The sequence below is a fragment of the Halopseudomonas sp. 4NH20-0008 genome (assembly GCF_057548395.1).
Genome location: NZ_BAAJMD010000001.1, coordinates 163,183 through 177,817 on the forward strand (window position 1 = coordinate 163,183; position 14,635 = coordinate 177,817).

Annotated in this window: 11 protein-coding genes; 4 read left to right on the top strand and 7 right to left on the bottom strand. The window is 58.9% G+C overall.

The features are described from left to right. The 5 genes from AC27HQ_RS00705 to guaB form a co-directional block, all read right to left on the bottom strand. Positions 1–1,011, bottom strand: a complete 1,011-nt coding sequence (locus AC27HQ_RS00705) for an imelysin family protein (RefSeq protein WP_487153896.1) — start codon at positions 1,009–1,011, stop codon at positions 1–3. Between the two features lie 9 nt (positions 1,012–1,020). Next, positions 1,021–2,382, bottom strand: a complete 1,362-nt coding sequence (locus AC27HQ_RS00710; RefSeq protein WP_487154184.1) for a di-heme oxidoreductase family protein — start codon at positions 2,380–2,382, stop codon at positions 1,021–1,023. 103 nt (positions 2,383–2,485) lie between these two features. After that, a complete protein-coding gene (locus AC27HQ_RS00715; protein ID WP_487153897.1) occupies positions 2,486–3,835 on the bottom strand; it encodes an imelysin family protein in 1,350 nt (449 codons plus the stop codon). Positions 3,836–4,146: 311 nt separating this feature from the next. Next, positions 4,147–5,724, bottom strand: coding sequence for a glutamine-hydrolyzing GMP synthase (gene guaA / locus AC27HQ_RS00720; RefSeq protein ID WP_487153898.1), 1,578 nt, complete (start codon positions 5,722–5,724; stop codon positions 4,147–4,149). Positions 5,725–5,838: 114 nt separating this feature from the next. Continuing rightward, complete coding sequence (guaB, locus tag AC27HQ_RS00725; RefSeq protein ID WP_487153899.1) at positions 5,839–7,308, bottom strand: IMP dehydrogenase; 1,470 nt, start codon at positions 7,306–7,308, stop codon at positions 5,839–5,841. Between the two features lie 134 nt (positions 7,309–7,442). On the opposite strand from guaB, the gene xseA reads away from it, so the two are divergent. The 3 genes from xseA to leuA all read left to right on the top strand — a co-directional run bounded on the left by xseA (position 7,443) and on the right by leuA (position 11,528). Next, positions 7,443–8,825: an exodeoxyribonuclease VII large subunit gene (gene xseA, locus AC27HQ_RS00730; RefSeq protein ID WP_487153900.1), complete on the top strand. Its 1,383-nt coding sequence runs from the start codon at positions 7,443–7,445 to the stop codon at positions 8,823–8,825. 7 nt (positions 8,826–8,832) lie between these two features. After that, entirely contained in the window at positions 8,833–9,669 is an 837-nt protein-coding gene (locus AC27HQ_RS00735) for a peptidoglycan DD-metalloendopeptidase family protein (RefSeq protein ID WP_487153901.1), read from the top strand. Between the two features lie 188 nt (positions 9,670–9,857). After that, complete coding sequence (leuA, locus tag AC27HQ_RS00740) at positions 9,858–11,528, top strand: 2-isopropylmalate synthase (protein WP_487153902.1); 1,671 nt, start codon at positions 9,858–9,860, stop codon at positions 11,526–11,528. 33 nt (positions 11,529–11,561) lie between these two features. On the opposite strand, the gene AC27HQ_RS00745 is transcribed toward leuA, so the two are convergent. Further along, positions 11,562–11,930, bottom strand: a complete 369-nt coding sequence (locus tag AC27HQ_RS00745; RefSeq protein ID WP_487153903.1) for a winged helix-turn-helix transcriptional regulator — start codon at positions 11,928–11,930, stop codon at positions 11,562–11,564. A gap of 123 nt (positions 11,931–12,053) precedes the next feature. Here AC27HQ_RS00745 and AC27HQ_RS00750 point away from each other — a divergent pair, with 123 nt between their 5' ends. Then, complete coding sequence (locus AC27HQ_RS00750) at positions 12,054–13,157, top strand: alkene reductase (RefSeq protein WP_487153904.1); 1,104 nt, start codon at positions 12,054–12,056, stop codon at positions 13,155–13,157. A 27-nt stretch (positions 13,158–13,184) separates the two neighbouring features. Here AC27HQ_RS00750 and der read toward each other — a convergent pair whose 3' ends face one another. Beyond that, the gene (der, locus tag AC27HQ_RS00755; protein WP_487153905.1) at positions 13,185–14,621 is read right to left on the bottom strand and encodes a ribosome biogenesis GTPase Der; all 1,437 of its coding nucleotides are present in this window, start codon (positions 14,619–14,621) and stop codon (positions 13,185–13,187) included. Positions 14,622–14,635: the final 14 nt, after the last annotated feature.

Here is a 14,635-nt window from a genome sequence, read left to right on the forward strand (position 1 = left end):
TCAATCCCCGTCGGAGGCGTTGAAGCCCCTTACAACCCCAAGCTCGACGGCAATGTCACCACCAAGCAGACGGGTCAAACCATCAATATCGATATACAGCCGTTGTAACTGCAGATAGTGCGTCTGATCCTCTAGCACCCCGGCCATGCCCGGAGGCAGTGATTCAAAGCGGACAAGCGCCGATTGCAACAACTCGGCAAAGCGAGCCGCCAAACGCTGTTGCGTCTCACCTTGCAACTGCGCCTCCAGGCCGGGCAGAAAATACACCTGCAGACCCTGCAAACTGGCCTGGGCTGCCTGCAGACTCGATTGACTGCGCCAGGCCTCGGCCTGATACACATTACGGCGACCTGCTGGCATGCCCATGGGTTGCCCCAAACGCTTGTCACGTAGTTGCTCCAGCGCATGCAGGGCTGCCAGCAGCATTTTTGCTTCGGCAGCCGGATCCTCTCGGTAGCCTTCAGCATACGCCCGCCAATCGGCCTGCAGCAGGTTTGCATTGTCCGCAAGCCGTCCGGCGACAGCCTTCAGTACAGAGCAACTAGCAACAGATGGCAACGCCTCCGTTCGCATTTGCAACTGCGGATCAAAAAGCAGGAACTCCAGCGCTGGAAAGCCCTGCACAGCCACACTGTTGAGACTCGGTGGTTGATCGCCACTGTGTTGCAACAGTCGCTCGGTCTGGCTGCCGACCAGATTCTTGTTGTCTGGCCAGAACTGCAACTGCCAGCCCCGACTGTCGACCAGTACTGGACCAAAGTCGATAAAACGAACGGCCTGCCAACGACCAAAGGCGTCATGCCAGTGTCGTTCCAGCTGCTCACGCTGGGCGTCTGACGGGGCGTCGCAATAGGCGGATGCGCTGGCCTGCAACTGTGCGCTGTCGCTCTGCAGCAACCGGTAACCGTCTGCCGCCGCGCTGGCCCAGAGTTCCTGGGCTGACTCTGCCGCGAACGCAGAAACCGCATTCAAGCCAGCCAGAAGGACAATCATTCCCATGATGCGCCGCATATCGAGCCCCTAAAGCGATTCAAGAAAGGCCAGTAAAGCCAGGCGCTGTTCGGCTGACATCTGCCGATAGAAAGCAATGCTGTTTTCGGCTTCACCCGCGTGCCAGAGAATCGCTTCTTCCAGTGTGCGGGCTCGACCATCGTGCAGGAACCCCGCCTGCGGATTGACCTGTTGCGCCAGGCCAATACCCCATAGCGGCGGTGTGCGCCACTCCCGCCCATCGGCCTGAAACTCGTCACGACCGTCAGCCAGACCTTCGCCCATGTCATGCAACAACAAATCGGTGTAAGGCCATATAATCTGATTGCTCAGATCCGGGCGTTGATTGACCTCGCCGGTAACATGCCTGGGTGTATGACAGGCCGCACACTGCGCCTGGTTGAACAGCCGCGCACCGGCCTGCACCTCGGGACTATCCAGGTTGCGGCGCTGCGGAACGGCCAGACTACTGGAATAGAAGGCAATGAAGTCGGCAATACGGTCACTGACCTCGGGCTCACCGCCATGCGGCAACGCATCACAATGCTGACTGGGTGTACAGTCCGTGGCAGGTACCAAGGACGACGTCAGCCCCATGTCACCGGCAAAGGCGCCCATGCTCTGTTGCATGATGGTCGGCTCGGCTGCTTTCCAGCCAAATCGACCTACAACAGTCGCTTTGCCTGCCTTGTCCCAGACCCGATTGACCCGACCGGATATGCCGTCAACATTGCCGTCTTGCGGATCAGCGGCGGCCAGCAGGTCTGCTTCGGGAATCGCCGCAAGCAAACCAAGACCTATCATGCCTGGCGCCACCCGCGGCGAAACCAGCAGCTGCGGATGAAGTGGGCCATAGGCTGGCTGGTCGATATGATAACTCGGCTCACGCAGCGCCACACGGCTACCATCCGCCAGCTCAAGCGTAAACTCGCGCCACTCAACCCGCAGCCTGGCTTCTGGCACCTGCCCGGGTATGGCCGCGGTTTGCAACTGGCTGCCGTATACCGGCTCGGGTACAAAACCATGCTGGAGAAGCGTCTGAGCATCGCGCTCGGGATCTGCCGGAATGGCCAGACGCAAGAACAGTGAGACTGAATCAGTGTCGGCCGTCCCTGGATGCCCCCGTCCATCCTTGATATGACAGCCCTGACAACTGTTGGTGTTGAACAACGGGCCCAATCCGTCTCGTGCAGCAGTACTGGCCGGCGCGGCGACCCAGGGATTACGGAAGAAACTGTTGCCAACGCTGAAATCCAGTCGTTTGGACATTGACTGGTTGGCTTGTGGCAACGAGAAAGCATTGTGATCGAACTGCGCAACACTGCCCTCTCCCCCCGTCATCACAGTATCCTGAATCGGGGACTGAGCTTGAGCAGGCGAGTGCCACAGCATAATCGCAAGTACAACAGGTAAGACACGTAACATCGATATTCCACCGGTAAAATCGCTGAAGCCCGGCGCAGCCGGGCTTCTTGCAGCTTAGCGAAAAGACAACTCAGAAGGCGTGGCCGGCATCATCAGGCTGCAATGCCTCCACTCCGAGTAGTCCAGCCACTTGCTCGATCGAAGCCGTCTGCCCTACCAGTGCGGCGATGGCCTGATCAATCAACGCCGCGCCCTCGGAGTTTTCAGGCGCAATCATCATGTCGAAGAAGACCGGCTGGTCTTCCTGCTCGGCGGCGGCTTTGATGGCGCCCAGGGCAGTCATCGACGCTTCCAGCTCAGCGCGCAGGCGCGCATTCAGTTCGGCATCCTGGATAGCCACCAGATCGGCCAGGGATGGCCCCTTCAGCTCGCTGCCATCTGAACGCAGGAATTGCCCAAGATAAACGTTTTGAATGCCCTTTCCATTGTAGTAATGGGAGTTGTGGGTATTGTCGCTGAAGCAGTCATGCTCGTCTTCGTAGGAGTTGGCTTCCAACGCCACTATCATACGTTCCCCGGCCAACTCGCCAAGGGACAACGAGCCCATGCCAAACAACATGCGCTGAACGGCGTCCTCAACCGGCAGCGCCAGCAATTCTGCTCGGTAATTATCATCGCCCTCTGCCGACCACTGCTCGACCATCCACTGCAGATCACTGACCAGCAGATCAGTCGCGGCATTCAAATAGTCACCACGGCGCTCACAGTTACCCTGGGTGCACGCCTCACCAACCACATAGTCGGTATACGGACGCTCACCGGCACCGCGCTGGTAGCCCTGTAAATCCTGACCCCAGAGCAGGAACTCGATGGCGTGATAACCCGTCGCTACATTGGCTTCGGATCCGCCCACTTCGTTCAGGCTGGCCAGCAGGTCTGCATTCAACTGAGACACATCCAGTTGCTCACCACCCATGGTCAGACTTGAACTGCCAATGATATTGGCGGTTGCGCCCTCGTTGCCCAGCTCATGTTGATAGCCCTCAGCCGCGACATAGTCGATCAGACCTTCATCCAGAGGCCAGGCATTCAACTGCCCTTCCCAATCGTCCACCACCGGGTTGCCGAAACGGAATACCTCAGATTGCTGATAGGGAACACGCGCCTCAATCCAGGCCTGCCGAGCTGCCACCAGGTTGGCTTCCGAAGGCTCGGCAATCAACGCATCGGTAGCGGCATCGAGCGCCTTGGCTGTTGCCAACGCATCAGCAAAAACAGCGTGCGCGAGATCAGCATAGTGGGCAATTACAGCTGTTGGCTGAACCACCTGATCAGCCCTGCTGTCGACCGCCTGGCTAGCTGGCTCAGTCTGTGCTGGTGCAGCCGAATCAGTGGCAGCCGCGTCGTTATTGCAGCCTGCCAGGAATAAGGCAGCGGACAATGAAACCGCCATTACGCTGAGCTTATGATGAACAGCCATGAAAACACTCCCTGATCAGATATTGAATGATATTAATTATCATTAATATTACAGGGTTTTACCGGATTTATACAACCTGCATCAATAGCAAATCACGCTACTGCAATCATCGACTTGATTTAACTGACAACCTGAGGAAGCTGAGAACATCTCATCAGCTTGATCGAAACGGCTAACTATAAAAGGGAAATAGAAGCAACAGGTTAAGGTATCGCAACCAAACTCTGGTCATAAAAAAATGGTGGCAAAAGCCACCATTTCTTGAAACACCGCTGGTACCTGCAGGCCAGAAACCTGCAGCCTCTATGAACTCACTCCCACTCAATGGTCGCTGGCGGCTTGCTGGAAATATCGTAGGTTACCCGCGACACACCGGAAATTTCATTGATGATACGGTTGGAAACCAGCTCCAGGAACTCGTAGGGCAGGTGCGCCCAGCGCGCGGTCATGAAGTCGATGGTTTCCACTGCACGCAGGGCAATTACCCACTCATAGCGACGACCATCACCGACCACACCCACCGACTTGACCGGCAGGAAAACGGCGAAGGCCTGGCTGGTCTTGTGATACAGATCAGCCTTGCGCAGCTCTTCGATAAAGATGAAATCGGCACGGCGCAGAATATCGGCGTACTCCTTGCGCACTTCGGCGAGGATACGGACGCCCAGACCGGGACCCGGGAAGGGATGACGGTAGACCATGTCATAGGGCAGTCCCAGCTCCAGACCGAGTTTGCGCACCTCATCCTTGAACAGTTCACGCAACGGCTCGACCAGCTCGAACTGCATGTCATCCGGCAGACCGCCGACATTATGGTGCGACTTGATCACATGGGCCTTGCCGGTCTTGGCGCCAGCCGACTCGATCACATCCGGGTAGATGGTGCCCTGGGCCAGAAACTTCACGCCCTGCAGCTTGGTGGCTTCTTCGTCAAATACTTCGATAAAGGTGCGGCCGATGATCTTGCGCTTTTCTTCGGGATCAGTGACGCCGAGCAGACGCGAAAGGAACTTGTCCTCCGCGTTGGCGCGGATGACCTTGACACCCATGTTCTCGGCAAACATGGCCATCACCTGCTCACCCTCATGCAGGCGCAGCAGGCCGTTGTCGACAAACACACAGGTCAACTGATCACCGATAGCCTTGTGCAGCAGCGCCGCTACAACTGACGAATCGACCCCGCCAGACAAGCCCAGCAGGACCTTGGCATCACCCACTTGCGCGCGCACCGTGGCAATCGCGTCCTCGACAATATTGGACGGCGTCCACAGCGCCTCACAGCCGCACAGTTCCAGAATAAAACGCGACAGAATGCGCTGACCCTGCTTGGTATGGGTCACCTCGGGATGGAACTGTACACCGTAAAAATGCCGCACCTCGTCACCCATGGCCGCAATCGGGCAGCTCGGTGTGCTGGCCAGTATGTGGAAGCCCTCCGGCATACGGATAACCTTGTCGCCATGACTCATCCAGACGTCCAAGGACAACACGCCATCGGCATCCACATGGTCCTCGATACCGGCCAGGAAGTTGCTCTTGCCGACAATATCAACCCGCGCATAACCGAACTCGCGCTCCTCGGAGCCCTCGACCTTACCGCCCAACTGCTCGGACATGGTCTGCATGCCGTAACAGATACCCAGTACTGGAACCCCCAACTCAAACACCAGTTGCGGCGCGCGCGGGGTGTCTTCCATGGTCACCGACTCAGGTCCGCCGGCCAGCACAATACCGCGCGGGGCAAAGGCACGAATGGCCTCTGCATCCATATCCCAGGGGTGGATTTCACAGTACACACCGATTTCGCGCACCCGGCGGGCGATCAGCTGGGTGTACTGCGAACCGAAGTCCAGAATCAGGATACGGTGGGCGTGAATGTCTTGGGACATGGGGGTTCCTCTGGAAAAGTTAAGCTACAAGCCAAAAGCTGCAAGCCACAAGAACGGGCCATATCAACTTGCGGCTTGCAGCTTTCAGCTTGTAGCTGGTCGGATGAGCAACGCTCAGCCGACCCTATAGTTCGGTGCTTCCTTGGTGATCTGTACGTCGTGAACGTGCGACTCACTCATACCCGCGCCAGTAATGCGCACGAATTCCGGCTTGGTGCGCATCTCATCAATACTGGCGCAGCCGGTGTAGCCCATGGAGGCACGCAAGCCACCCATCAACTGGTGAATAATCGCCGCCAGCGGCCCCTTGTACGGGACGCGGCCTTCGATACCCTCGGGCACGAGCTTCTCGGCACCGGCGCTGGAATCCTGGAAGTAGCGATCAGACGAACCCTGATTCTGCGCCATGGCACCCAGCGAACCCATGCCACGGTAAGCCTTGTAGGAACGCCCCTGGAACAGCTCGACCTCACCGGGGGCCTCTTCGGTACCGGCGAACATGGAGCCCATCATGACCACCGAGGCACCGGCGGCAATGGCCTTGGCCAGATCGCCGGAGAAGCGAATGCCGCCATCGGCTACCAAGGGCACATCGGTATCCTTGAGTGCTGCAGCTACGTCGGCAATCGCTGACATCTGCGGCACGCCGACACCGGCAACAATACGTGTGGTACAGATGGAGCCGGGGCCAATACCGACCTTGACGCCATCGGCACCGGCCTCGACCAGCGCGCGGGCAGCGGCGCCGGTGGCGATGTTGCCGCCAATCACCTGGATCTCGGGGAAGTGCTGTTTGGCCCAACGCACGCGGTCGATCACGCCCTTGGAGTGGCCGTGGGCGGTGTCGACAATGATCACGTCAACACCGGCGGCGGCCAGCGCAGCAATCCGCTCTTCGGTTTCTGCGCCGGTACCGACCGCCGCACCCACGCGCAGACGACCCTGCTCGTCCTTGCTGGCCAGCGGATAGGCACGGGCTTTTTCAATATCGTTGACGGTCATCATGCCGCGCAGACGGAAGCTGTCATCGACGATCAGCACGCGCTCGATGCGGTGCTTGTGCAGCAACTTGCGCACTTCCTGCATGTCGGCGCCTTCCTTGACCGTAACCAGGCGTTCCTTGGGCGTCATGACATCACGCACACGGGCGGTCATCTGGGTTTCGAAGCGCACATCACGGGAGGTAACGATGCCGATCAGATTGCCGTTGTACATCACCGGCACACCGGAAATGTTGTTCTGCCGGGTCAGGTCGAACAGCTCACCGACCGTGGCGTCAGCGTCAATGGTGATCGGATCACGCACCACACCGGACTCATAGCGCTTGACCTTGCGTACTTCGGCCGCCTGCTGCTCGATGGTCATGTTCTTGTGAATAATGCCCATGCCACCTTCCTGGGCCATGGCAATCGCCAGGCGCGCTTCGGTGACGGTGTCCATGGCGGCGGACAGCAGGGGAATATTCAAATGGATCTGGCGGGTCAGCCGGGTCTTCAGACTGACGTCCTTGGGCAATACCTCGGAGTATCCGGGCACCAGCAGAACATCATCAAAGGTAAGGGCTTCTTGGCTAATTCGCAGCATCGCAGGGGCTCCCGAGCGGGAAAATGGAAGCGCGTCATTATACCTGCCGCACCGGTCCGGCTCAATCAGTATCATCAGTCCACGGCAATTATTCAGCACTCCCCTCTCAGCCCGACACAGGCTAAGATGCGCCAATGACTGATCAGACCCTGTTCCAACGCCTGACTGCCGAGCGCGAGATCCTCAGCGTCAGCCAACTTAACGCCCGCGCCCGCAGCCTGCTGGAGGATGTGTTTCCGCAGGTCTGGGTCGAGGGCGAGCTGTCGAATCTGGCACGCCCGTCCTCGGGCCATCTGTATTTCAGCCTGAAGGACAGCAAGGCACAGATCCGCTGCGCCTTTTTCCGTCAACATGCCAGCCGCGTGCGCCTTGATCTGCGGGACGGCCTGCAGGTCAGCGTGCGAGGCCGGGTCAGCCTGTATGAAGGCCGCGGCGACTACCAACTGATCGTCGACAGCCTTGAAGCAGCCGGGGATGGCGCGCTGCGCCAGGCCTTTGATGCGCTCAAAGCCAGGCTGCAGGATGAAGGCCTGTTTGCCACTGAGCGCAAGCGTACCTTGCCGACTCAGGCACGGCGGATTGCCGTGATTACCTCGCCCAGTGGTGCGGCGGTACGCGACATCATCAGCGTCTTCGGCCGACGCGCACCCTTTATCGAGTTGTTTATTGTGCCGACTGCGGTGCAGGGTCGTGACGCCGCGCCGCAGATTGTGCGTGCGCTGCAGCTGGCTGATCGCGGTGGTTTTGATGCCCTGATCCTGGCCCGTGGCGGCGGCTCACTGGAAGACCTCTGGCCCTTCAACGAGGAACAGGTGGCCCGCGCCCTGTTTGCCTGCAAGACACCGACGGTCAGTGCGGTTGGTCACGAAACCGATGTATCCATCTGCGACTTCGTCGCCGATGTGCGCGCACCGACGCCCTCCGCCGCTGCTGAACTCCTGAGCCCGGACCAGCAGGTCATGCTGGCCCAGGTCACTCGCGCCCAACGCCAGCTGCAGCAACGCCTGCGCGAGCGCCTGGCCCGCGAACACCTGCGACTGGAGAGTCTGCGCCGACGTCTACGCCACCCTGGGCAACGCCTGGCGCAACAGGCGCAACGCCTGGACGATCTGGAGTTGCGCCTGCAGCGCAGCCTTCGGCAACAGCTCAGGCTATTGCAGCAACGCCATGAGCGTCTGCAGGCACGCTTGCAGGCACGCCATCCGGGCCAGCAACTGGCGCTGTTGCGCCAGCGCCTGCAACACTACCAAGAGCGCTTGCCACGCGCGATCCAGCACAGCCTGCGGCAGCGTAAAACACGCTTTGAAGCCCTGGTGCAGAACATGCACCTGATCAGCCCGCTGGCAACCCTCGGCCGTGGTTACAGCATCCTGCTGGATGGCCAGGGTCGCGCCGTTCGCCGCAGTCAGGACACGCAACCCGGCCAGCGCCTGGAGGCACGCCTTGCAGAAGGCCGCCTGAGCCTCCGGGTCGACGACCCGGACGGCCAACCCCATACTCTGTCACTTCTGGACTAAAGACTCGATGATCCGCCCCGCTACCCTGCTTATCAGCCTGCTGTTTCTGTGCCTTGGTCTGCCTGCGCAGGCCGAAGGTTTTATCACCCGCCTGCTGAACAAGCCGGTCCCGGGCGGTGTTGCTGTGATCGGCCTGCCGGAGCAGGCAAGCGCACCCCGCGCACGCTTTCAGGATCAGCCGGTGCTGGTGATCCGCGAAGAGGGCAAGCGCTGGATTGCCATTACCGGCATTCCACTCGGCACCGCAGTCGGCACCCAGCATATCGAGCTGGATGACGGCAGCCGACTGGCCTTTGAGGTCGGCGACCGCCACTACCCGGCCCAACACATCACCCTGCGCAACCAGCAGCACGTCACTCCGGACCCGGCCCATCAGCGTCGGATCGCCCGCGAGCTCGAGGAACAACTGACCGCCTACCGGCGTTTCAGTCCGCGTCAGCCCAGCAATCTCATGCTCGACCGACCCGTAGACGGGCGACTGTCCAGCGCCTTTGGTTTGCGCCGCTTTTTCAATGGCGAAGAGCGCAATCCACATTCCGGCCTGGACTTTGCCGTACCCAGTGGCACCCCGATACGCGCCCCGGCGGCCGGCGAAGTGATTCTGGTTGGTGATTACTTCTTCAATGGCAAGACAGTGTTCGTTGACCATGGTCAGGGCCTGATCAGCATGTTCTGTCATCTTTCCGAGATTGACGTGCAGGTCGGCGATGAGCTGGATCGCGGTCAGGTGCTCGGCAAGGTCGGTGCTACCGGTCGTGCCACCGGGCCGCATCTGCACTGGAACGTCAGTCTGAACAATGTGCGCGTGGACCCGGCAATCTTTATTGGCGCCTTTATGCCCTGAGCTGTTTTGCGCAATCGGATGCATACCCTGCCCAATTGCGCGCTATTTAATGCCGTAAACCTTCTATAAATATGCATTTCTGCCAAATTAAAAACCACTGTTGCAATAAATACCGAACAATCCTACCTTTACTGCAACAAAACCCCATTTAATACCCGCATCCACAAGATGCCATTCGAGGACACGCCATGAGCATGCTCAGCGACCCATCGCGCAAATACCGCGCCTTCACGCCCGTCGATATCCCCGACCGCACCTGGCCGTCGAAGACCATAACCCAGGTCCCCTTCTGGGCCAGTTCTGACCTGCGTGATGGCAACCAGTCGCTGATCGAGCCCATGGATCCGGCAAAAAAACTGCGTTTCTTTCAGACGCTGGTCAAGGTCGGCGTCAAGCAGATCGAAGTGGCCTTCCCCTCGGCTTCGCAGACCGATTTTGATTTTGTCCGCACGCTGATCGAAGACGGCCATATCCCTGACGATGTGACCATACAGGTGCTGACCCAGGCCCGTGCCGACCTGATTACCCGCACCTTCGAGTCCCTGCGCGGCGCCAAGCGCGCCATCGTGCATGTATACAACGCCACAGCGCCGAGCTTTCGCCGTATCGTCTTCAATCAAGACAAGGCCGGCGTAGTGGATATCGCGGTCAAGGCCGCCACCCTGATTCGCGATCTGGCCGCAGCGCAGCCGCAGACCGAGTGGACCTTCCAGTACTCCCCTGAGATCTTCACCTCAACCGAGCTGCCCTTTGCCGTTGAGGTCTGTGATGCCGTTCTCGACATCTGGCAACCAACGCCAGAGCACAAGGCGATTCTCAATTTGCCGGCCACCGTTGAGGTCTCGACGCCGAATATCTATGCCGATCAGATCGAGTGGTTCTGCCGCCATATCAGTCGCCGTGACAGCGTGCTGGTCAGCCTGCATACCCACAACGACCGCGGCACCGGTGTTGCCGCCACCGAGCTCGGACTGCTGGCCGGTGCCGACCGGGTCGAGGGCTGCCTGTTTGGTAACGGCGAACGTACCGGCAACGTCGATCTGGTTACCCTGGCCTTGAACATGTACACCCAGGGCCTGCATCCGGGTCTGGACTTTTCGGATATCGACGCGGTGCGCAAAGTGGTCGAAGAGTGCAATCAGTTGCCGGTGCACCCGCGGCATCCTTATGTAGGTGATCTGGTGCATACCGCCTTTTCCGGTTCGCATCAGGATGCCATCCGCAAGGGCTTTGCCCAGCAGGCGCCAGATGCACGCTGGGAAGTACCCTACCTGCCGATTGATCCGGCCGATATCGGCCGCAGCTATGAGGCGGTGATCCGCGTCAACAGCCAGTCCGGCAAGGGCGGCATTACCTATTTGCTCGAACAGGAATACGGCATCAGTCTGCCACGGCGCATGCAGATCGAATTCAGTCAGGTTGTGCAGTCTGAAACTGACCGCTTGGGTCTGGAAATGAGCGCTCGGCAGATTTTTGAGTTGCTCGACAAGGAATACCTGAAGGCCTGCCATCCCTATACGCTGGTTCGCCATCGCCTGCAGGAAGATAATGGTACCAGCGCCGTTGACCTGGAGATTCAGGATGACGGCACCACGCAGCATTGGCGTGGTATCGGAAAGGGCCCACTGGAAGCCCTGGTCGCCTGCCTGCCCATGGCGGTTGAAATCATGGATTATCACGAGCACGCAATTGGCTCTGGCACCCAGGCCAAAGCCGCCGCTTACATCGAAATCCGCCTGGGCCAGGGCAAGCCGTTGCACGGTGTCGGTATTGACGAGAACCTCACCACCGCCAGTTTTCGTGCGCTATTCAGCGCCCTGAACCGGGCCTTGCGTCAAGCCGAAGTGCAGGCTGCCTGAGCCTGATCGGGGTGCCCGACAACCGGCGCCCCGTCACTCGCCACTGCGCTGCCAGTGACCGCGACCCCAAAGACACATGGCTTCGAGCACCGGCTGTAGGCTACTGCCATGCTCGGTAATCCGGTACTCAACCCGCGGTGGTACTTCGGCAAAAACCGTGCGACTTATTACGCCGTTACGCTCGAGTTCGCGCAACTGCTGAGTGAGCATCTTCTCGGTAATATCCGGAACCAATCTTTTCAGCTCGGAAAAGCGCAATGGCTGCTGAAGGATGTGATACACCAACACCGACTTCCACTTCCCCCCGATCACCTCAAGGGTCACTTCAATCGGCGTGTTATAGACCTTGTCGCCCTGAACCAGACGCTTCGATTCGGCTTGTACGCTCTCAACAGGCAGCATAATTGGTTACCTTAAAGTAAGTGACTGTCGATATCGTACGTACTTGTCATTATGAATGCGACCCCCATAATGACATGCACTGTCAGTACCCTCTGATCAATATCTCTTCCTGGAGTTAACAGCATGTCCGAGCATTCTCTGCTACAACCGGTTCAACTGGGTTCACTGTCTCTGGCCAACCGCATGGTCATGGCCCCATTGACCCGCCAGCGTGCCAAACAACCGGGTAACATTCCCCACGCCCTGAATGCCGAGTATTACACCCAGCGCGCCAATGCCGGGGTGATTATCAGCGAAGCCAGTCAGATCTGCCCGGAAGGTCAGGGCTATGCCTGGAGCCCCGGCATTCACAGCGCAGAGCAGATTGAAGGCTGGAAACTGACCACCGAGGGTGTCCATGCGGCGGGCGGCAAAATCATTCTGCAGCTCTGGCATGTAGGCCGTATCTCACATCCGCTGCTTCAGCCAAATGGCGTGGCACCGGTTGCGCCCTCGGCGATTCAAGCCAAGGCCGAGTGCTATGTGCAGGAAGCCGATGGCAGCCATCACAAGGCCGCCTGCGCCATGCCGAGGGCACTGGAATCCAATGAACTGCCCGGCATTGTTGAAGCCTACGCCCAGGGCACACGCAACGCACTGGCAGCCGGCTTTGACGGGGTTGAAGTGCATGCGGCAAACGGTTACCTGCTTGACCAGTTCCTCTGCTCAAACAGCAACCAGCGCACCGATGCCTACGGTGGCAGCGTGGAAAACCGTGCTCGTCTGGTCCTTGAGGTAGTCGATGCGGTGGTCGCGGCCACCGGTGACAGTGGCAAGGTCGGCATCCGCATTTCGCCGATGGGCTCCTTTAACGATGTGAACGATTCCAATCCGCTGGAAACCTTCACCTATCTGCTTAACCAATTGAACAGCCGCAACCTGGCCTACCTGCACGTCAACAAACCGGACTGGATAGGTGGCATATATGAGGGGTTTGACGACCTGCTGGTGGCACTGCGCGACATCTACAAAGGCACCTTGATCCTGTGCGGCGGCATGGATGCAGAGAGCGGCGCCAAGGCGCTGGAATCCGGTCTGGCCGACCTGATCGCCTTTGGTCGTCCGTATATTGCCAACCCGGATCTGGCCCAGCGTGTGGCAGCCGGTGCCGCCTGGAATCAGATCAATCCCGCCACCCTGTATGGCGGCGGCGCAGAAGGTTACACCGACTACCCCAGCATGGACTGATACTGCCCAAAGCGCTGGGGCCCTGCCTCAGCGCTTGTCCTTGCGCTTCTTCTCAGCCTTCTTGTGGTGGCTCATCAACCGGCGCTTCTTGTTCACCTGGCGATCAGTCAAGGTGTTCTTACGATCGGCAAAGGGGTTATCACCCGACTTGTACTCCACCCGAATCGGCGTGCCAGCCAGCTTCAACACCTTACGGAAAGTATTTTCCAAGTAGCGCGTATAGGAGCGTGGCACATCGTCCACCTGATTGCCGTGAATCACGATAATCGGCGGGTTCGAGCCACCCAGGTGGGCATAACGCAGCTTAATCCTGCGACCCTTGACCAGCGGCGGCTGGTGGTCCGCAACGGCATCTTCCAAAATCTGTGTCATACGATTGGTCGGTACTTTGGTCATGGCACTGGCATAAGCCTTGTCCACTGACTTGTAAAGCAGCCCTACGCCACTGCCATGCAGTGCGGAGATAAAATGCAGATCGGCAAACTGGGTAAAGATCAGTCGGCGCTGCAGCTCGATCTTGACGAAGTCCTTCTCGCGCTCATCCATGCCGTCCCATTTGTTGACGGCAATCACCAATGCGCGCCCGGCATCCAGCACAAACCCCAACAGGTGCAGATCCTGCTCGACGATGCCATCGCGGGCATCGACCACAAAGATCACCACGTTGGCGTCCTGAATTGCCTGCAGCGTCTTGATCACCGAGAATTTCTCGATTGCTTCAAAGACCTTGCCGCGTCGCCGTACACCAGCGGTATCAATCAGGGTGTAGGGTTTGTCGTGACGTTCGTAGGGGATGTAAATACTGTCGCGGGTGGTACCCGCCTGATCGAAGACCACCACGCGGTCTTCACCCAGCATGCGATTGACCAGCGTTGATTTGCCGACATTGGGTCGACCGATCACAGCAATCTTGGTGCCGATGGCCTCGACAACCATGCGCTCGCCAGCTTCAGCCTCGGCCAACAGTGTCAGCAGGCCATGCTCACCCAGCACCTGCTCCAGCATCGGGTTGATATTGCGGCCGTGGGCGGCGGCAATGCCGATCGGATCACCAATACCCAGCTTGGAAAATTCGCCGTGGATGGAATCCTGATCAGCACCATCAATCTTGTTGGCAATCAGATAAGTATGTTTGTTCCGCTTGCGCAGGTGCTCGGCAATCTGCTCATCACCGGCGGTACGACCGGCACGGGCATCAACCAGAAAGAGCACCGCATCGGCTTCTTCGATGGCCTGCAGCGACTGGCCAGCCATGATCATGTCCAGACCCTGCTCGTCACCGGTCAGACCACCGGTATCGACCACGATAAAGGGCTTGCCCTGCCATACCGCTTCACCGTATTGGCGATCACGGGTCAAACCGGCCACGTCGGCCACAATAGCGTCACGACTTTTGGTCAGACGGTTGAACAGGGTGGATTTACCGACGTTGGGCCGGCCCACCAGGGCAATAACAGGAACCATGATCACTCCGCGCA

Coding starts and splice junctions, on each gene's coding strand:
- AC27HQ_RS00705 (WP_487153896.1), bottom strand. CDS start 1,011: ATGCGGCGCATCATGGGAATGATTGTCCTTCTGGCTGGCTTGAATGCG.
- AC27HQ_RS00710 (WP_487154184.1), bottom strand. CDS start 2,382: ATGCTGTGGCACTCGCCTGCTCAAGCTCAGTCCCCGATTCAGGATACT.
- AC27HQ_RS00715 (WP_487153897.1), bottom strand. CDS start 3,835: ATGGCTGTTCATCATAAGCTCAGCGTAATGGCGGTTTCATTGTCCGCT.
- guaA (WP_487153898.1), bottom strand. CDS start 5,724: ATGTCCCAAGACATTCACGCCCACCGTATCCTGATTCTGGACTTCGGT.
- guaB (WP_487153899.1), bottom strand. CDS start 7,308: ATGCTGCGAATTAGCCAAGAAGCCCTTACCTTTGATGATGTTCTGCTG.
- xseA (WP_487153900.1), top strand. CDS start 7,443: ATGACTGATCAGACCCTGTTCCAACGCCTGACTGCCGAGCGCGAGATC.
- AC27HQ_RS00735 (WP_487153901.1), top strand. CDS start 8,833: ATGATCCGCCCCGCTACCCTGCTTATCAGCCTGCTGTTTCTGTGCCTT.
- leuA (WP_487153902.1), top strand. CDS start 9,858: ATGAGCATGCTCAGCGACCCATCGCGCAAATACCGCGCCTTCACGCCC.
- AC27HQ_RS00745 (WP_487153903.1), bottom strand. CDS start 11,930: ATGCTGCCTGTTGAGAGCGTACAAGCCGAATCGAAGCGTCTGGTTCAG.
- AC27HQ_RS00750 (WP_487153904.1), top strand. CDS start 12,054: ATGTCCGAGCATTCTCTGCTACAACCGGTTCAACTGGGTTCACTGTCT.
- der (WP_487153905.1), bottom strand. CDS start 14,621: ATGGTTCCTGTTATTGCCCTGGTGGGCCGGCCCAACGTCGGTAAATCC.